This window comes from Vibrio sp. V43_P6S15P86 (genome assembly GCF_009904725.1).
Taxonomy (GTDB): domain Bacteria; phylum Pseudomonadota; class Gammaproteobacteria; order Enterobacterales; family Vibrionaceae; genus Vibrio; species Vibrio diabolicus.
The window spans coordinates 1-18,425 of sequence record NZ_WXWT01000397.1 but is presented as its reverse complement, the minus strand read 5'-3'; the positions used below and the strand labels follow the sequence as shown (position 1 = coordinate 18,425).

Below are 18,425 nucleotides of genomic sequence, written 5' to 3'. Positions count from 1 at the left end.
GATAATAACAAGCCAAACCACCCCACCAGCTGGCACTTATACCGACTCGATAATCGTTGATGTTCAATTTTGAGCATCATATCAATTGCATAACTAGAGGCATCTATTCCAAAAAACTTTTGTAATCATAGTTTTCACTCTATTCCCGCTTAATTCTGTGCGATTAGTATGGTTTTGTTTTCACAACATTTAACTTGAAGGAATAAGGAAAACTATGAAGAAGTCACTGGCAGCACTAGGTTTGGCGTTGGTATTTACAGGAACAGCTTACGCAGCAAGCTGGGGTTACGAGGGGAGTCACGGGCCTGAGCATTGGGGCGAGTTTGCGTCTGAATGTTCCAAAGGTCAAAACCAAAGCCCAATTAATATTGTCTCCGCAGCAGAAGCGAAGTTAGACAAATCGCAGTTCGACTACCATGGCAAAGCAATCTCATTGCTCAATAACGGCCACACCCTGCAAACCAGCCTAGAGGGTGACAACACACTGTTGATTGATGGCAATGCATTCACGTTAAAGCAGTTCCACTTCCATACCCCGTCAGAAAACCATGTGGATGGCAAAGAATACCCATTAGAAGCGCACTTTGTGCATGCTGATACAACTGGCCATTTGGCGGTTGTGGCCGTGTTTTTTCAATCCGGAAAAGCGAATCCAGATTTAGCGAAGTTACTAGCAAACATACCAAGTAAAGATCAAGGTGTAGAGATTAAATTGCCATTTGAAACGGATGCGTTGCTTCCAAAAGACAAAGCGTATTATCGCTTTAATGGCTCACTAACGACACCACCATGCTCTGAAGGGGTACGTTGGTTAGTGATGAAAGAAGCACAAACCATTTCCCCTGAGCAGATTAAAGCGTTTACGGCAGTGATGGGGAAAAACAATCGTCCCATCCAACCATTGAATGCTCGTATGGTTTTAATGCAACACTAACCAATCCAAGCAAATAAAAAATGAAAAAGCCCGCTTGAATAAAGCGGGCTTTGTTATTGGTATTGATGGAAATTAGAAGCCGTGATCTTCTTGCTCTTCAGCTTTTATCATTTGAACTGGGTCGAGCTTGAGTGTTTGAGTTGGGAAGGCGATATCTGCTTCGTGTTCTTTAATGATGTTAATTACTTGAAGAAGAACATCCTGTTTAACCTCATGGTATCTCACCCAATTCACGGTTTTTGTGAAGGTATAAATGAAGAAATGCAGTGACGATGGACCGAACGTATCGAAGTTGACGATAAGCGTTTGGCGTGCATCAATATCTTTGTGATTCTTAAGCATCTCTTTCACCGCTGTAATGATTTGCGGCATTTTTTCGGCGTCGTCGTAACGAAGTCCAATTTTTTCGTAGATGCGTCGGTTTAGCATGCGAGATGGGTTTTCTACGACTATGTTGCTAAACACAGAGTTTGGCACATACAGAGGACGCTTATCGAAAGTTCGGATGATGGTCATTCTCCAGCCAATTCGTTCTACCGTACCTTCAATTTGGCGATCTGGAGAGCGGATCCAGTCGCCAACTTTAAACGGACGATCGAAGTAGATCATAAGGCCGCCAAAGAAGTTCGACAGCAGATCTTTCGCCGCTAAACCAACGATTAAACCACCAACACCACCAAAGGTGAGCAATCCTGACAGTGACAAGCCAAACGCCTGCATCACAGTGAGAATTCCGACGGTAATAAAGAACAAGCGCGCGACTTTAGCTATCGCTTGTACTGTGGTTTCATCTCGGTTTTTTTGTTCTAGGACGTACTCTTCAACATTGGTAATGAGTCGCATAACGGTCCAGACGAAGATACTGATCACCAAAATCAGTTTCAGCGTGCTTAACCAGTTTATTTTATCGTTGAGCTCGCTCTCTAATATGATGCCGATAGAGACGGTTGCTGGCCAACACCAAATGAGTGTACTGACTGGCGCTTTTAGCGCATCAAGCAACATGTCATCCCAGTGGAAAGGGGTTTTCTCTACTAGTACTGCGAGACGAGAGCGGATCAGTCGCCAAGCTATCCAAGCAATAAAGCTGGCGAGTGTAATGAAAAGGACACTCCCACTCCAATCTTGATGAGATGTTTCAATATAGCTTTGCAAATCGGTAAACCACTGTGACATATGTAACTTCTTTCTAGTGAACCATGGAAGGAAAGGTAGCAGATATTACTCCTTCACCCCAGTGATTTCCTTTAAATCATTTACTTATGTATAAATCGCCTGAGGTAGGCTATTTTATGAGGTGAAAAGTGAGTGGTCGAAACTGGATGATGAGCCGCCGTTCCATTCGTGTGCGGAGCTTCGTCATCTCCGATGTGCGTTGATATTTGAACGATCAATTATAACTTCTCTGACTTATCGCTAACATTTATCTTAAGTAAGTGTGAGAGTGTATTGGCTCTTGAATTAGCGGAGGCAGATATGGAATTTACAGAGCTGGATCGAAACGCGCTCTACGACATCTGGATGTCACAAAAAGCCAAAATGCACATCACTCAAATGGAAATGGCGAAGCGCCTTGGTTTGAGTCTACACGAGTTTTCTGGCTTGTTACGTGGTAATTCTCCACTGACGCTAGGTTTTGTAAAACAGCTATGCGAGCAGCTACATGTACGTCCTGGTCAGGTGATTCCGTCTTTGACGGAGCGTGATCTATCTGCATCTGGTACGGTTTATTTACAAAATCGTGTGACGGTGGATGGCGATATCAGTAACGTGTTTATCGACGGCAACCAAGTCGTGATCGAGTACGTTCACCAAGTTAGTTAGCTTGCTCGTCAAATTATCGGGTTGAAGAGCAATAAAAAACGAGCCAATTGTGGCTCGTTTTTTCGTTTCTGTTTTGCTCGCCTGCAAAGATTATGGGATTTTCACCAAGGAATCGCGAGAAAGGTCCGCGATAGACTTCGCACCAGTAAGCGTCATAGCTACACGCATTTCTTTATCGTACAGATCCAGTAGGTTTTCAACGCCTGCCCCGCCTTGCGCAGCCAATGCGTACACAAATGAACGACCAAGCAGTGTGCAGTCAGCGCCCAGCGCGAGCATACGAACCACATCAAGACCAGTACGGATACCAGAGTCAACAAAGATCTTAAGATCGCCTTTTACCGCATCTGCAATGCTTGGTAGTGCTTTAGCACTTGAAAGTACGCCATCTAACTGACGGCCACCATGGTTAGATACCACAATGCCATCCGCGCCGAAACGTACCGCATCTTTTGCGTCTTCTTCGTCGAGGATGCCTTTGATGACCATAGGGCCATCCCAAAAGTCACGAATCCACTCAAGATCTTTCCAGGAGATAGACGGGTCGAAGTTTGCGCCTAACCAGCCGATGTAATCTTCTAGTTTTGTTGGTTCGCCGCGATACGTTGAGATGTTACCTAAGTCGTGCGGCTTACCAAGTAGACCCACACCCAGTGCCCAGCTTGGGTGGCGCATCGCCTGGAAGACACGACGCATGGCTGCGTTAGGGCCGCTCATGCCTGAGTGCATGTCACGGTAACGCGCGCCAGGAACTGGCATATCAACGGTAAACACCAGCGTTGTGACGCCCGCAGCTTTTGCACGCTCAAGCACGTTCTTCATAAAGCCACGGTCTTTAAGCACGTAAAGCTGGAACCACATTGGACGTTCAATTGCAGGTGCGACTTCTTCTATCGGACAAACCGAAACAGTCGACATAGTAAACGGGATGCCTTTTTTCTCGGCTGCTTTTGCTGCTTGCACTTCGCCTCGGCGCGCGTACATACCAGTTAGACCAACAGGAGCTAGCGCGATTGGCATTGCCAGTTTCTCACCGAAGATCTCGGTTTCTAGGCTCAAATCTGTCATATCGCGTAGGACGCGTTGGCGAAGAGCGACATCACCCAAATCGTCAGTATTACGCTTCAGCGTGCGTTCGTCGTAAGAGCCGCCATCAATATAATGGAATAGAAACGGGGGAAGCTTGGCTTTCGCGGCAGCGCGGTAGTCAGTAGAAGCTGAGATAATCATAATGGTGTCCTAGCGGTTATTCTAAGCAAAGTTGTGGAGCAATTTGCTCTTTCGTTGAGCCTTCATCGCAAAGCAGTGAAGGCATCAAAATGAGTATAGTTACCTATGGTTCACTTACTTTTGAACTGGTGATGTTGGTAACTCATTTACATAATTGATTGAAAAATTTTGTTAAATCACTCAATCAGTTATACAAATTGGAAAGGATGACACAGCTGCCGGGGGGATTGATGTAGCAAGCTAAATCAACATGTCGGGGTAGTAGTGCTGACAGCTGTGTCAAATTAGGCAGAGCTACAAACCCTGCGTTTCGCGTTACTTCATCAAGACATCCGTCATTTGGAGGCCGTAAATCAACACCAAACCAATAATGCCCGTCATTACAATGTAGTAGAACGTAGGGATAATCGTCTTACGCAATGTTGCGCCTTCACGGCCAAGTAAGCCTACGGTGGCTGATGCGGCAACAACGTTGTGAATCGCAATCATGTTACCTGCGGCAGCGCCAACGGCTTGAAGCGATACAACAACCACACTCGAAATAGACAGTGTTTGTGCCACTTCGAATTGGAACTGGCTGAACATCATGTTTGAAACCGTATTTGAGCCAGCGATGAAAGCACCCAGCGCACCAACGGTGGCACTCAGTGCTGGGAACGCAGAGCCGACAAGGTCAGAGGCAAAGTTCGCTGTTGTGACCGGCATACTTGCTAGGTCAGCGCCGTTAATACCAGAGTTGATGAAGATACGAACCATCGGGATGGTAAATACCAAGACAAACCCCGCGCCAATCAGTGTTTTGCTTGACTCGCCAAATGCTTCACGCAATGGCTTTACGCTACCGCTTTGTAACATTGCAGCAAGTAGTGCGACAAACACCAGAATGCCACCAGGAAGGTACAAAGGCTGAATAGCGGCGCTAACGCCAGTCTCACCAAGAATGTTGCTGAACGACAAACTTACGCTTTGTACAAAGCCTTTCAGTTCTGGGCTTACGCGGCTTGCGACGAGAATTACCGCCAGCATTACATATGGTACCCAAGCTTTTACGATGCTCATTGGCTTGCCAGGATTGTCGTTTAGATCGACTTTTAGCGAGCCCAGCCATTCAGCAGGCCATTTGTCTTCGCTTTCGAAATCCCACTTAGTCTTTGGTACTAAGAAGCCTTTTTTCGCTGCGGTAACAACAATAGAAAGACCAACCAAACCACCGATAAGTGAAGGGAATTCTGCACCCAAGAACACACCAGTTAACGCGTATGGCACAGTGAAAGAGACGCCTGCGAATAACGCAAATGGTAGAATATCCAGACCTTCACTCCAGCTTCTGTTCTTGCCGAAGAAACGTGTTAACATCATCGCCATTAATACAGGGATCATCGTACCTACAACAGCGTGAATCACAGCAACGTGCGCGGTGATATCTTGCAGGTACATTTCCCATGTTGTGCCTTGTGCAGCCAAAGACTCACTGATGTTATGGGTGTCTAAACCTTTGTTTACACCCACGATGATTGGCGTACCCACCGCACCGAATGAAACTGGCGTTGACTGGATCATCATACCCATTAGGACAGCGGCAAGCGCGGGGAAGCCGATTGCAACCAGTAGTGGTGCAGCAATTGCTGCCGGGGTACCGAACCCTGATGCGCCTTCAATGAATGAGCCAAAACACCAAGCAATGATGATGGCTTGCACACGGCGGTCAGCTGAAATATCGGTAAATCCATTACGGATAGTGGTGATCGCTCCAGTGTGTTTTAAAGTGTTGAGCAAGAAGATGGCACCAAACACGATCCATAGAACAGAGACAGTAATGCCTAGCCCTTGGAATACAGAAGCCAGTACGCGATTGGCTGACATATCCCAAAACATTAGGGCAATAGCGACGGTTAAACCGAACGCAACAGGCATGGCTTTTTTAGCAGGCCAGTTGAGACCAACCAATAAGATGGCGGCAACAACAATTGGCGAAAATGCCACTAGGGCAAGTAGGGTTTCACTCATTTGTACATCCTTCGTACGCTGACTTCTCGAACGGTGTCAATCCGCTGTAGAGGTGACTTTTTGTTGTAATGGTTTTGTTAATTTGGCGTGAATTTACTCCTTTATTTTTTGTTGATATAGGGAAATAATGAAAATAATTAATTCCAAAAGTGACATAATCGTATGAGAGCAGACGACTTAATCCTATTTTCTCAAGTAATCGAACTGGGCAGTTTTAGTAAGGTTGCAGAGGCAAATAACCTTACAAATTCGGTAGTTAGCAAAAGAATGGCAAGGTTGGAGGAAGAGATAGGGGCGCAGCTATTATATCGAACAACGCGTAAATTGACCTTAACCGAAGCAGGTAAGGTGTTACTCCACAGTGCTAAAAATGTGAAGCAGGCCACTCAGGAGGCTATGGACGCTGTTGCAGGCTTTGGAGAGAATGTGAGCGGTCACATAAAAATGTCCGTGCCTTGTATCTCTGGAGATTTGATACTTGCTGATGCCGTTGCGGAATTTTGTAACCTTCATCCGGGTCTGACCGTGGACATGTCATTGGATAATCGTTTTGTCGATTTGGTGGCTGATGGTTACGATTTGGTCATTCGAACTGGCTACCTAGCCGATTCCAGTTTGATCGCACGACATATTCTCGATTCCCAATGGGTGGTATGCGCGTCCCCTTCATATATCGCTAAAAATGGGAAGCCGATCGAGCCGATTGATCTCACCACGCACAATTGTCTGCAATACGCTTACCAAACCACAGGTGCAACAGACTGGGAGTTCAAAGGAGAAGATGGTAATTACATCGTCAAAGTCTCGGGCTGCTTTTCTACTGATAACGCGACCGCATTACGTAAAGCCGCTCTGGGCGGCCATGGTATAGCTTACGTCCCGCGCTGTTTGGTGTACCACGATATTCGTAATGGCCAGCTGGTGGATATTTTCCCCGAACTGGTCGGCAAAAAGCTGGGTATCTACGCGGTGTACCCGTTTACTCGTCAACCACCGAATAAAGTGAAGCTGCTTATTGAGCACATTCGTGATCGTTACTTAACGATATCTCATTATTTCTAGGTTCTTCATAGATTTAAAACAATGTCGTTGAAATCAATATTGGGTGCTCTAAGGTGGTCACCGCAATAAAACGATATGAAAATAAACAACTTAATAAAAACAACGGAGTAACACGGACGTTATGCATTACCCAAAAACACGTAAAGATTCTGTCGTGGACACTTACTTTGGTCACGACATTGCCGACCCTTATCGCTGGTTAGAAAATGATCGCAGCGAAGAAACCGCACAATGGGTTTCGGGTCAAAACTCGGTAACATTCGATTTTCTTGGTCAGATCCCGTATCGCCAACAGATTCGTGACTTGGTCGCAAACAGTCAAAATTACGAGAAATACTCTCAGCCATTTTTGCGCGGTGATTATACTTACTTTTACAAAAACGACGGTTTGCAAAACCAAAGCGTGCTGTATCGTCGTAAAGGGGAGGGAGAAGCCGAAGTCTTCCTTGACCCAAATACGTTCTCTGAAGAGGGCACGACCTCTCTTGGCGAAGTCAGCTTCTCGAAAGATTATCGTTTGGTCGCGTATTCCATCTCTGAAGGGGGCAGTGACTGGCGCAAGATCTTTGTTATTGATGCGGAAACCAAAGAACAGTTAGAGCCTGAGATTGTGGATGCGAAGTTTACGTCGATTTCTTGGCGGGGCAGCAAAGGCTTCTATTACTCAAGCTATGATAAGCCGCAAGGCAGTGAGTTATCTGCGCGAACTGAACATCACAAGCTTTATTATCATGAACTTGGTACACCTCAGTCTGAAGATAAAGTGATTTTCGGTGAGTTGGATACGCAGGTTCACCGTTATGTGTCTGGTACCACGACGACGGACGATCGCTTCCTCATTATTTCTGGCGCAGAATCCACATCGGGTAATCGTCTGTTTTATATCGATTTACAGTCTGAGTCCCAAGCGATTGTGACCCTTCGTGATACAACGCAAGGCGACACCTACTTGATTGATAGCCAAGACGAAACCTTGCTGCTTTACACCAACCTAGATGCGCCGAATGGCAAAGTTGTCAGCTACAACACCCGAACAGCGCAATGGATGGATGTGATTGCTGAACAAGAACAGCCGTTAGAAATCAGCAAAGGTGGCGGTTATCTGTTTGCGACTTATATGGTGGATGTACTTTCTAAAGTGCAGCAGTTTAACTACCAAGGTGAATGGATTCGAGATGTTGAACTGCCGGGAGAGGGTACGGCTTATGGTCTAGCGGGTAAAAAAGAAGAAACCACGCTGTATTACACCTTTACTAACTACGTGACGCCACCGACGATCTTCTCATTTGATGTTGAGTCTGGTGAATCGACGCTGTTTCAAGAATCAAAAGCGCCATTCGACCGCAGTGAGTATGAATCAAAACAGGTGTTCTACACCTCAAAAGATGGCACGCAAGTTCCGATGATCATCTCATACAAGAAGGGCATCGCACTTGATGGCAGTGCGCCAACCATGCTGTATGGTTATGGCGGTTTTAATATCAGCCTCACTCCGATGTTTTCTGGCAATGTGGCCAACTGGCTAGAATTGGGTGGCATTTACGCTGTCGCCAACATGCGAGGCGGCGGTGAATATGGTAAAGCTTGGCACAACGCAGGCACTCAGCAGCAAAAGCAAAACGTATTTGATGACTTTATTGCGGCGGCGGAATACCTGATTGAAAACGACTACACTAGCTCGGATCGCCTAGCGATTCGCGGTGGTTCTAATGGTGGTTTGTTAGTTGGAGCGTGTATGACGCAACGCCCTGAACTATTCAAAGTCGCGCTGCCTGCGGTTGGTGTGCTTGATATGCTCCGTTACCACACGTTTACGTCTGGAGAAGGCTGGAAGTATGACTATGGCACGTCTGAACAAAGCGAAGCGATGTTCCAATACTTGCTTGGCTACTCTCCTGTTCACAATGTAAAAGAAGGCGTGCAGTATCCTGCGACATTGGTGACAACTGCCGATCACGACGATCGTGTGGTCCCAGCACATTCGTACAAGTTTATTGCGGAGCTGCAAGACAAGCAGCAAGGCGCTAATCCAGTATTAATACGCATTGATGTCAATGCTGGTCATGGTGCAGGGATGCCGCTGAGTAAGCAAATTGACCTCACCACAGACGTGTATGCATTTACGTTACATAATATGGGTATTGAGTCGATTTAATGCCTTAGTTGCTCGAAGCTTCTGAGAATAAAAAATGCCGCGACACTGTCGCGGCATTTTTCATGGTTGGGGGAACTCAATTCATACTGTTTACCAGTATTTGAGCCAGGTTGACTAAGTCTGACTCTTGAACCAACCAGTCTCGGCGGCCAAACCGAAAGGCAGCTACGCCATTCTTAAGACAAGATGAAATCATCACCTTTTCTTAATCCTAGTTTATGAATATGAAACTGTGATGAACCTAAGCCGCATTGTGCTGATTTTCACTGTTTTCAAGATCAAATGAGGCATCTATCAGTTTTTTCGTGTAGTCATTTTTAGGGTTTTGGAAAATATTTTCGGCTGTACCTTGTTCCATGACCTCGCCTCTTTGCATGACAAGAACACGATCAGAAAGGGCTTTGACGACTGATAGATCGTGGCTAATAAACAAGTAGCCAATGTTATGCTTTTTCTGCAAATCTTTCAGGAGATCAATCACAGTCAGTTGAACCGAGCGGTCCAATGCAGAGGTCGGCTCATCAAGCAAAATAAACGAAGGTTCAAGGATCAGTGCTCGCGCGATAGCAATACGCTGACGCTGGCCTCCCGAAAACTCGTGCGGATAACGGTTGATGGACGCGGGATCTAAGCGAACCTCACGGAGCACGTCGCGTGCTTTCTGCATACGTTCTTTTTTACTCAACATGGGCTGGTGGACAGTTAATCCTTCCGTGATGATCTCGCCGATAGTCATACGAGGAGAAAGCGAACCATAAGGGTCTTGGAACACCATCTGAACGTCTTTTTTCAGCTCAAAACGTTCTTTGTTTGTCAGCAAAGCCATATCTTGGCCTTTGTATTCGATTTTACCTGTGGATGGCAGGAGGCCTATCAGTGCGCGGCCGAGGGTAGACTTGCCTGAACCGGATTCCCCAACAATCCCGAGTGTTTCCCCTTGTTTGAGCTCAAGAGAAATGCCTTTTACGGCTTCGAAGTACTCATTTTTACTGGCAATAAAATGCGACTTTATCAAGAATTTGACTCGTATATCGTCAGCTTTTAATAGTTGTGTAGCACTCTCGCTAATAGGGTCCTTACTGCCTTTTGGAATAGAGTTGATCAGCATACGTGTGTATTCGTGCTTTGGGTCTTCGAAGAGTGTTTGCGTTTCGCCTTCTTCGACGACTTCCCCTTTACACATCACAATGACACGGTCGGCAAAGTGTTTTACAACGCCTAAATCATGAGTAATAAAAAGTATCGCCATGCCCATCTGAGCCTGAATTTCTTTAATCAGGTGCAGCACTTCTGCTTGAACCGTGACATCTAACGCGGTGGTTGGTTCGTCGGCAATTAAAATATCGGGTTCGTTAATCAGTGCCATTGCAATCATGATGCGTTGCAACTGACCGCCAGAAAACTCGTGCGGATATTTGCTGTACGCTCTCTCTGGCTCTGGCATGTGAACCAGTTCAAACAGCTCTAACACTCTCGCTTTGGCTTTCCGTCTATCCACTGGACGGTGGCACATGATGGCCTCAGCAACTTGGATCCCCACCCGCATGTAAGGGTTCAGTGAGGTCATCGGCTCCTGAAAAATCATACCGATACGATCACCGCGAATACTTTGCATTTCACGCTCCGTTTTATCCAAGATGGAGCTACCCTCAAACATGATGGATGAGTTCGTATGCAAAATAGCGTTGTCTGGCAATAGTTTCATCAGTGCATTGGTTGATACTGACTTGCCAGACCCAGACTCGCCAACGATGGAAAGCGTCTCGCCTGCTTTTAAATCGAAGCTGACATTCTTTACTGCATCGACGATCCCATCGTTTGTCGTAAAGCTGACCGATAGGTTATTCACCGAAAGAATGGTTTTAGAAGACATCACAGATCCTTGTGGTTGGTAAAGCAAATGATACTCAAGCAATGGACAGCACAAACCTAGCTGGCCTCAATGCTTGGGCTTTAGATTAATTATAAAGGTGAGAAGGCGAAGACTTTGCCGAACTCATCGCTTGCAAATGCAAAAACTGCTCATGTGCGCGCGTCACATGGTCTAGCTCAATCATCCATTGAGCATTGCGTTGAGCAGAGCAAAATGCCGCCATATGAGCTAACAAGTCTTCACTTTGTTGACCAAGTAAATGACCCACACGCTCAATAAGTTCATGATTCTCTAATTGCAAGAATTGGAATAGTGCGTACGTTTGATTGAGTGTTGAAAAAGCATCGTGCTGCAATCCGAGTTTGTTGAGAATCTCCGATTGTGCGACGCACGCATCTCTAAGCCCAGTGATGAGACAGACAAACTGACAAGGTTTGGTTTGAGCATTTTCGAGCGCCGAATGAATGTGGTTGGGTAGATTGCTAAGTACATCGTCGTATAAACGATGTGCCTCGGGCCAGTGGCCTTGTTCCATCAATTGCTCTGCTTTCAAGTAGCGCATCCAGCATTGCTCAATATTCATGTCCATCTCCACAAGAGTTGATTTGTTTTGATATTAAATGAAATTGATTATCAATTGCAAGTGCGTATTGATATCACTTTTGTGCTCATAAAATGTCCAATCAAACTAGGGTGGAAGGTAAATCACTTAAAATTAAGCAAATAATCTCTACACTCAAATGACGAAAATAAGAAAAAAGGAAGTGGATATGGCAATACTAAGATTGGAAGCTAAGCAGCTATATTCTGTAGCAGATCTAGAGAATATGCCATGTAAGTCGACCAAGGAGTTACCTCCAATTGATGAGATTGTGGGCCAAGAGCGCGCGCAAAAAGCGGTCGAGTTTGCGATGTCCATCAAAGAGAAAGGGTATAACATCTACGCCATTGGTCAGAATGGGCTAGGTAAACGCACCATGATCCTGCGCTATCTGAATCGTCACCAGCACGATGCAGCAGCCTTGTTTGATTGGTGTTACGTTGCGAACTTTGAAGATACCCGTACACCCAAGGTATTGAAGCTGCCTTGTGGTATCGGGAATAAGTTACGTGTTGATATTGAAGCCTTAATGGGCAAACTACTGAATGCTTTACCCCTAGCGTTCGACAACGAAATGTACTTTAGCCGCGCTGAGCGATTAAAAAACCAATTAGCGGCGAAGCAACAAAACGAACTGGACCGCATTAGCCGAGAGGCAAAAGAGAAAGGCATTAGCTTGACGCTTACCACACAAGGCGATTATCAGTTTGTTGCCATGAATGGTGATGAGCTTCATACGGAAGAGTCTTTTGATGCACTAAGTAAGAAAGAGCAAGAGCAGTTCAGCGATGCCATTGATGAACTCGAAGTACGATTACGTTCGATGGTCCGTGAACTCACAGAGTGGGAAGAAACTTACAGCGACAAAATCAAAAAGCTTAATGATGAAGTGACGCTCGATGTGATTACTCACTTCATTAAAAAGCTCAAAGTGGATTACGCGGAATATTCTGAAATCAAAACGTACTTAACTGAGCTGCAAAAAGATATTGTTGAAAACGCAGATATCTTCCTTGATCAAAGTGGTGAGCAAGGCGAAATTGCGACGGCGTCGTTGGATAAAAAATTACCACGTCGTTATAAAGTGAACGTCTTGGTAAGCCGCAACAGCAGTGACTTTCCTATCGTTGTTGAAGAAAACCCCAATTACCATTCGCTCTTCGGTTCGATTGAGACAGCCACTTTCAAGGGAACCGTGTTTACCGACTTTTCGCTGATTCGTGCGGGGAGTTTGCATAAGGCGAATGGCGGCGTTCTGTTAATGGATGCACAGAAAGTGCTTGAGCAGCCTTACGTTTGGGATGGTTTGAAGCGCGCACTGCGTGCTCGTCAATTGAGCTTTACCTCCCTAGAAAAAGAAGTGACATTGACAGGGGCGGTATCACTCGATCCCGAGCCTATCCCGCTCGACATTAAAATCATTCTGTTTGGTGACTACCGAACTTATCAATTGCTGCAGCATTACGATCCAGAGTTCAGTGAGTTGTTCCGAGTGACAGCGGATTTTGAAGATGAGATGAAGCGGACGCCAGAGTCGGAACTGCACTATGCGCGCTTTATTTCTAGCGTCGTGAACGATAACAACATGCTGCACTGTGATAGAAAGTCCATGGGACGGATTATCGAATACAGTTCACGCTTGTCTGGTGATCAAACCAAGCTATCACTCCACTCTGCGAATATTGCGAATTTATTACGTGAGTCAAACTATGTTGCTCGTCAAGCCAACTCCAACATGATCCGTATCGGTCATGTGGAAGAGGCGCTCAAGAACCAAGAAATGCGAGTGAGCCGATTACGCGATAACGTGATGGAAACGTTTGTTAACGGTACAACCTTGATTCGCACTGAAGGGAAGGCTATCGGTCAAGTGAATGCCCTCTCGGTATTAAGTACCAGTGACTACATGTTTGGCGCGCCGAATCGCATCACCGCGACGACGTGTTACGGCGATGGGGATGTTATCGATATCGAACGCAGTGTGGATTTGGGCGGCAGTATTCACTCTAAAGGCGTGATGATTCTATCGGCCTACTTGTCTTCCGTGTTTGGTAAAACGGCGCGAGTACCATTAACCACAACGATTACGTTTGAGCAATCTTATGGTGGTGTCGACGGTGATAGTGCCAGCATGGCAGAGCTATGTGCTGTGGTGTCTGCTTTTTCAAAGCAACCAAACCGACAAGACATTGCGATTACAGGCTCGATGAATCAGTTTGGTGAAGCTCAGCCGATTGGTGGTGTGAACGAAAAAATTGAAGGCTTTTACGATGTGTGTGTGATTAAAGGTCGTCATGAAGGGCAGGGGGTCATTATCCCGCAATCTAACGTTCACAACTTGATGCTCCGTTCCGACATCGTGAAAGCAGTAGAAAAAGGTGAGTTTAATATTTGGGCGATTGATCATGTCACTGAAGCCATCGAGCTGTTCACGGGGAAAGTCGCCGGTGAGCCAACCGATGAAGGTTCTTATCCAATAGATACGATTTTTGGCCTTGCTCAAGCTAAACTCAATTCGTTGAGAAAGTAGCCTAAAACCGCCCTAAATGTGAATGTATCTCATCATAAGTGATCATAATTCATCATAACGACAATATCCCGACACTACTGTCGGGATATTGTCAATAACAGATTGAAAATGGGGACTTTTTGTACTAGACAAAAGTGTGATCGACCTCTAATATTCGCCACTTGTTTATTTGTCTGGGAACTTTCCCGTCGCAAGGAAGCATAGATATTCAAATAACCGAAATGCAGCTTCAGTATTGAGAGTTGCTTGAGTTCGTTTGGATATAGGCATCACGCATACAACTGAGGTCCAGTCATGCAGTTATCACTGAAAAATTTGTCAGTACGAACGCAAATTTTGGTTCCGGTATTATTTACCGCGATTGTTTTGTTTATTGCTTTGTGGATTACTAAAAACAATCTTCAAGCTGAGCAAGATGTTATTGCTTCCAACCAAGAGTCTTTGGTTTTCCATAAAGACACTTTGGCGCGTATTGACGATGAAATTTATCCACTTCGTATTACAGCGGTTTACGCTATCTACGACGCTTCCCGTCGTGAAAATTTTCTTAATGAATTGAAAGAAGGCTTAAAGCAGGTTGAAGCTGATTTAGGTGCGATTGAAGCTCGTAATCTGTTTCGTGAAGATGCGATTAAAGTTCGCCAAGCGATCGAAGCCTATGTTCGATATTCAGAGCGCTCAGTGGCTTTCTTTAACCAGTACGATCAAGGCTTGAAATCGGACAGTGAGTACCGTGCATTCATTAAAGAGTACCGTAATGTTGGCCGAGAAATGGTTCAACAAATCAATACTCTGTCGAAGCATGTGAATGACCAAGCAGAGCAGTCAACCATAAGAAGCCATCAACAGAATGAGCGTGTACAAAACAACGCTATGCTGACAGTTCTTGCGGTATTTGCGTTCTCATTGGTCGGGGCGTGGATCTTATCAGGCATGATTGTTACGCCTATTCAAAAACTTCAAGAAGTGATGCGTCAGTTAGCAATGGGCAACTTGTCAGTTCGCGCAGATGTAGACGGTGATAACGAAATTGCGAAGCTGAGCAAAGATGTTAACCAAACAGCAGAACAGCTTTATAACACGGTCGACCAGCTTACTCGCATTAGTGAAGAGGTTGCCTCGGCATCGACTGAGCTTGCCGCAGTAATGACGCAAGCAGAAGCGAATGCTCAGCTAGAGCTCGCTGAGATCGAACAAGTTGCATCGGCTGTTAATGAACTTGCTAGCACGGCAAACAACGTGAGCGATAATGCAACGTCTGCGGATTCGACAGCTCGCGAAGCTGATGGTCTTGCTCAATCAGGTCTGGCTATCTTCCAAGAGAGTGCAGAAGCAAGCGCACAGATGTCTCAGGCATTGAACGATGCAGCGCAAGTGGTACTGCGTTTAAAAGAGCAGTCGGTTTAGATCAACGACGTTATTGAAGTGATTCGCGGTGTCTCTGAGCAGACCAACTTACTTGCATTGAACGCTGCGATTGAAGCTGCACGTGCTGGTGAGTCTGGTCGTGGTTTTGCGGTTGTTGCGGATGAAGTACGTATGCTCGCGGCACGCACTCAAGACTCGACTCAAGAGATCCAAACGATTATTGAAGAACTTCAAGCGCAGTCTGGGCTTGCGAATGACAGCATGCAAGTCAGCCTTGATATGCTCAGTCGTAACAACGAACTGACGCAACAAGCGAATGAGGCATTGGTTGGTATTACCGAGTCGGTAGCCAACATTAACGATTCAAACACGCAAGTGGCAACCGCAGCCGAAGAGCAGTCTCAAGTCACTCAAGACATCAACCGAAACGTGGTTAACATGTCTGAACTGGTTAACCAGAATGTGGCGGGTATCAGTCAAAGCGCAAGCGCGAGTACTGAGCTTTCATTACTTGCAGAGAAGCAGAAAGAGCAATTGAGCTTCTTTAAGCTTTAATTCGCCATTCGCCTAACAAAATGTATAAATCCCTGAGCTATTGCTTGGGGATTTTTTGTTTGTGAGAAACGGATTTAAAATCAGGAAGTCTATCTAAAACAGTCATTTAGTGAAAATATTTTGCGAGCAAAATCACATATAATGAGATTGTTTTTACATTTTTCGCGTCAAAATTTTTTTGACGCGAACGATTTTTTTACCTCAACCGATAACTTGATGGTTGAGAGGTATTCATATCGTCATTTTACTTGGTGTTTTCTTCTATAAGTGCTGTTTATTCAACGCGTTGCGTGAAAAATAACAGCTGCTACTATGCCGCCAGTTTTCTCGTTGGTACAGAAAAGTCCTGTTTTTCTGGTGAGAAAATACATATAAAACAATGATATGGAAAATAACAATGAAATTAAAAACTTTAGCTGTAGCAGTGGCGCTAATGGCATCAGGATCTCAAGTTGTCGCTTCAGAACTATACAACCAAGATGGCACTTCTCTTGAGATGGGCGGCCGCGCTGAAGCGCGTCTTTCTATGATGGATGGTAAGGCAAAAGACCGTACTCGCATCCGTCTTAACTTCCTAGGCAAACAGGAAATCAATGAAAACCTATACGGTGTTGGTTTTTGGGAAGGTGAGTTCGAAACAAAAGAAGAAGGTGCCGTAGATAACAACAGTGATCTTGAAACTCGTTACGCTTACGCAGGCCTAGGCGGTAAATACGGTGAAGTAACTTACGGTAAAAACGACGGTGCATTATTCGTTCTTACTGACTTTACCGATATTATGGCTTACCACGGTAACACTGCAGCACTTAAGCTGCCTGTATCTGACCGTACAGACAACATGCTTTCTTACAAAGGCCAATTCGAGCAACTAGCTGTACGTGCTAGCTACCGCTTTGCTGACCGTACAAGAGACGTGAATGGTTTTGCAGATAACAACGAAGATGGCTTCTCCCTATCTGGTATCTACGCATTTGCTAATACTGGTATTGAACTAGGTGCTGGTTATGCAGACCAAAACGATAGTGATGAGTTCATGCTTGCTGCTGCATACTCTGTAGGTGATTTCTACTTCGCTGGTAACTACACAGGCGCAGACGTGGATGTTGCAGGTGAGTCTGCGGATTACAAAGGCTACGAACTAGCTGCATCATACACTATGGGTCAAACTGTATTTACTTCTACGTTCAACAAAGGTGAGCTAGAAGATGCTGATACTGTAGAAAACCTAGCTGTTGATGTTACTTACTACTTCAAGCCTAACTTCCGTGGCTACGCATCATACAACTTCGATCTAATGGATAACGAAGGCGCTGATGAAAAAGATGAGCTAGCGCTAGGTCTACGTTACGACTTCTAAGTCGAAACTGTTATCTAAGATACTGCCTTATTCTTAGTAAACAAAACCCCTTACTGCAAAGTAAGGGGTTTCTTGTTTTCCGGGTATCAAAACTGGTCGCTACTTGGTGCTCGTTATCAAAGCTACCTTTTTAGTGTGAGTTTAGTCCCATCAAATTTTAGGTGACTCAGGAGACTTTTAGCGTTGGTTTTACCAACCTCATCAAACTCCATTCCATAGCGAGCATGGTGTGTCGATTTTTGTAAGTTACAAATACGACCTCTCAATGGCGCGAGCATGTGGCTTTCACCGGGCATGGTTAGGTCCAATGAAACGCGATCACCAACCTGAAGTGGTCGGCTCATTGGTGATGTCACAAAGCGGCACCCACTACGAGATAAATCTCTTATCTCGCATTCAGTTCGATAGGCTTCTAAACAAACGCGCGCTCTCAAATTCACTTCGTAACGTACTTCTTTACGAAGCTGAAAGACCTGCATGGTGTTAGGTAGACTTAGCACTAAAATTGGATACGGGTCGCCGAGTCGGTGCTGCAATTGCGCCCGAAATGGAATGACAGCACCTTCCCCTCGATGAGAGTACGCTTTTACATTGATCCAAAAGCCTTCTTGAAAATAGAACTTCAAGTCTTCATCGGAGATGTTCGGAACCTCTATCAATGCAGTATTATTTGAGTGACAGCCAACAAATGTGCTGGTTGTAATAAACTTTGTACCAACGGGGGTGGTGACGTTTAAGCTCACTTCACTGCCATGTTCGACCATTGCCATTGCATCGGTGCTATTTAATGTACTTGCCTGACGTTCTGGTGCCTTCTTGCTTTGCAGAGGTAGCTTGCCGTCTCTGGCAATTGGGCTCATATTTCTCATTATAATTGTCGTACCTGATGTAAGAAGGTAATCGCGTGAGGCGAAGCAGCACTCCCGCAT

12 protein-coding genes and 1 pseudogene are annotated in these 18,425 nt (G+C 45.4%); 7 read left to right on the top strand and 6 right to left on the bottom strand.

The annotated features are described in order from the left end of the window. Nucleotides 1-214: 214 nt before the first annotated feature. Complete coding sequence (locus tag CAG69_RS18000; RefSeq protein WP_161445481.1) at nt 215-934, top strand: carbonic anhydrase; 720 nt, start codon at nt 215-217, stop codon at nt 932-934. Between the two features lie 72 nt (nt 935-1,006). Here the strand turns inward: CAG69_RS18000 and CAG69_RS17995 are convergent, their stop codons facing one another. Further along, nucleotides 1,007-2,110, bottom strand: a complete 1,104-nt coding sequence (locus tag CAG69_RS17995) for a mechanosensitive ion channel family protein (RefSeq protein ID WP_046875767.1) — start codon at nt 2,108-2,110, stop codon at nt 1,007-1,009. A 300-nt stretch (nt 2,111-2,410) separates the two neighbouring features. On the opposite strand from CAG69_RS17995, the gene CAG69_RS17990 reads away from it, so the two are divergent. Continuing rightward, a complete protein-coding gene (locus CAG69_RS17990) occupies nt 2,411-2,758 on the top strand; it encodes a helix-turn-helix domain-containing protein (RefSeq protein ID WP_005375109.1) in 348 nt (115 codons plus the stop codon). A gap of 90 nt (nt 2,759-2,848) precedes the next feature. Here CAG69_RS17990 and lldD read toward each other — a convergent pair whose 3' ends face one another. Both lldD and CAG69_RS17980 read right to left on the bottom strand, forming a co-directional pair. After that, a complete protein-coding gene (gene lldD / locus CAG69_RS17985) occupies nt 2,849-3,988 on the bottom strand; it encodes an FMN-dependent L-lactate dehydrogenase LldD (protein ID WP_161445479.1) in 1,140 nt (379 codons plus the stop codon). Between the two features lie 315 nt (nt 3,989-4,303). Next, nucleotides 4,304-5,995 carry an L-lactate permease gene (locus CAG69_RS17980; protein ID WP_145535699.1) on the bottom strand — a complete coding sequence of 564 codons (1,692 nt, stop codon included), beginning with the start codon at nt 5,993-5,995 and terminating at the stop codon, nt 4,304-4,306. Between the two features lie 162 nt (nt 5,996-6,157). Between CAG69_RS17980 and CAG69_RS17975 the strand changes: the two genes are divergently transcribed. Beyond that, entirely contained in the window at nt 6,158-7,057 is a 900-nt protein-coding gene (locus tag CAG69_RS17975; RefSeq protein WP_005375112.1) for a LysR family transcriptional regulator, read from the top strand. 121 nt (nt 7,058-7,178) lie between these two features. Beyond that, nucleotides 7,179-9,212, top strand: a complete 2,034-nt coding sequence (locus tag CAG69_RS17970) for a prolyl oligopeptidase family serine peptidase (RefSeq protein WP_145535697.1) — start codon at nt 7,179-7,181, stop codon at nt 9,210-9,212. 241 nt (nt 9,213-9,453) lie between these two features. Here CAG69_RS17970 and CAG69_RS17965 read toward each other — a convergent pair whose 3' ends face one another. Both CAG69_RS17965 and CAG69_RS17960 read right to left on the bottom strand, forming a co-directional pair. Then, nucleotides 9,454-11,085, bottom strand: coding sequence for an ABC transporter ATP-binding protein (locus CAG69_RS17965; protein WP_145535695.1), 1,632 nt, complete (start codon nt 11,083-11,085; stop codon nt 9,454-9,456). Between the two features lie 85 nt (nt 11,086-11,170). Beyond that, nucleotides 11,171-11,668: a hypothetical protein gene (locus CAG69_RS17960; RefSeq protein WP_046875772.1), complete on the bottom strand. Its 498-nt coding sequence runs from the start codon at nt 11,666-11,668 to the stop codon at nt 11,171-11,173. Between the two features lie 187 nt (nt 11,669-11,855). On the opposite strand from CAG69_RS17960, the gene CAG69_RS17955 reads away from it, so the two are divergent. From CAG69_RS17955 to CAG69_RS17945, 3 genes and pseudogenes are all read left to right on the top strand, one after another. Further along, a complete protein-coding gene (locus CAG69_RS17955) occupies nt 11,856-14,216 on the top strand; it encodes a Lon protease family protein (protein ID WP_005394880.1) in 2,361 nt (786 codons plus the stop codon). A 294-nt stretch (nt 14,217-14,510) separates the two neighbouring features. Then, nucleotides 14,511-16,139: pseudogene (locus CAG69_RS17950) on the top strand (methyl-accepting chemotaxis protein). 397 nt (nt 16,140-16,536) lie between these two features. Next, nucleotides 16,537-17,496: a porin gene (locus CAG69_RS17945; RefSeq protein ID WP_161445477.1), complete on the top strand. Its 960-nt coding sequence runs from the start codon at nt 16,537-16,539 to the stop codon at nt 17,494-17,496. Nucleotides 17,497-17,618: 122 nt separating this feature from the next. Here the strand turns inward: CAG69_RS17945 and CAG69_RS17940 are convergent, their stop codons facing one another. Continuing rightward, a complete protein-coding gene (locus tag CAG69_RS17940) occupies nt 17,619-18,365 on the bottom strand; it encodes a flagellar brake protein (RefSeq protein WP_043884593.1) in 747 nt (248 codons plus the stop codon). Nucleotides 18,366-18,425 lie beyond the last annotated feature (60 nt).

Excerpts from the sequence above, each read along its gene's own strand:
- CAG69_RS18000 (WP_161445481.1), top strand. The coding sequence starts at position 215 with ATGAAGAAGTCACTGGCAGCACTAGGTTTGGCGTTGGTATTTACAGGA.
- CAG69_RS17995 (WP_046875767.1), bottom strand. The coding sequence starts at position 2,110 with ATGTCACAGTGGTTTACCGATTTGCAAAGCTATATTGAAACATCTCAT.
- CAG69_RS17990 (WP_005375109.1), top strand. The coding sequence starts at position 2,411 with ATGGAATTTACAGAGCTGGATCGAAACGCGCTCTACGACATCTGGATG.
- lldD (WP_161445479.1), bottom strand. The coding sequence starts at position 3,988 with ATGATTATCTCAGCTTCTACTGACTACCGCGCTGCCGCGAAAGCCAAG.
- CAG69_RS17980 (WP_145535699.1), bottom strand. The coding sequence starts at position 5,995 with ATGAGTGAAACCCTACTTGCCCTAGTGGCATTTTCGCCAATTGTTGTT.
- CAG69_RS17975 (WP_005375112.1), top strand. The coding sequence starts at position 6,158 with ATGAGAGCAGACGACTTAATCCTATTTTCTCAAGTAATCGAACTGGGC.
- CAG69_RS17970 (WP_145535697.1), top strand. The coding sequence starts at position 7,179 with ATGCATTACCCAAAAACACGTAAAGATTCTGTCGTGGACACTTACTTT.
- CAG69_RS17965 (WP_145535695.1), bottom strand. The coding sequence starts at position 11,085 with ATGTCTTCTAAAACCATTCTTTCGGTGAATAACCTATCGGTCAGCTTT.
- CAG69_RS17960 (WP_046875772.1), bottom strand. The coding sequence starts at position 11,668 with ATGAATATTGAGCAATGCTGGATGCGCTACTTGAAAGCAGAGCAATTG.
- CAG69_RS17955 (WP_005394880.1), top strand. The coding sequence starts at position 11,856 with ATGGCAATACTAAGATTGGAAGCTAAGCAGCTATATTCTGTAGCAGAT.
- CAG69_RS17945 (WP_161445477.1), top strand. The coding sequence starts at position 16,537 with ATGAAATTAAAAACTTTAGCTGTAGCAGTGGCGCTAATGGCATCAGGA.
- CAG69_RS17940 (WP_043884593.1), bottom strand. The coding sequence starts at position 18,365 with ATGAGAAATATGAGCCCAATTGCCAGAGACGGCAAGCTACCTCTGCAA.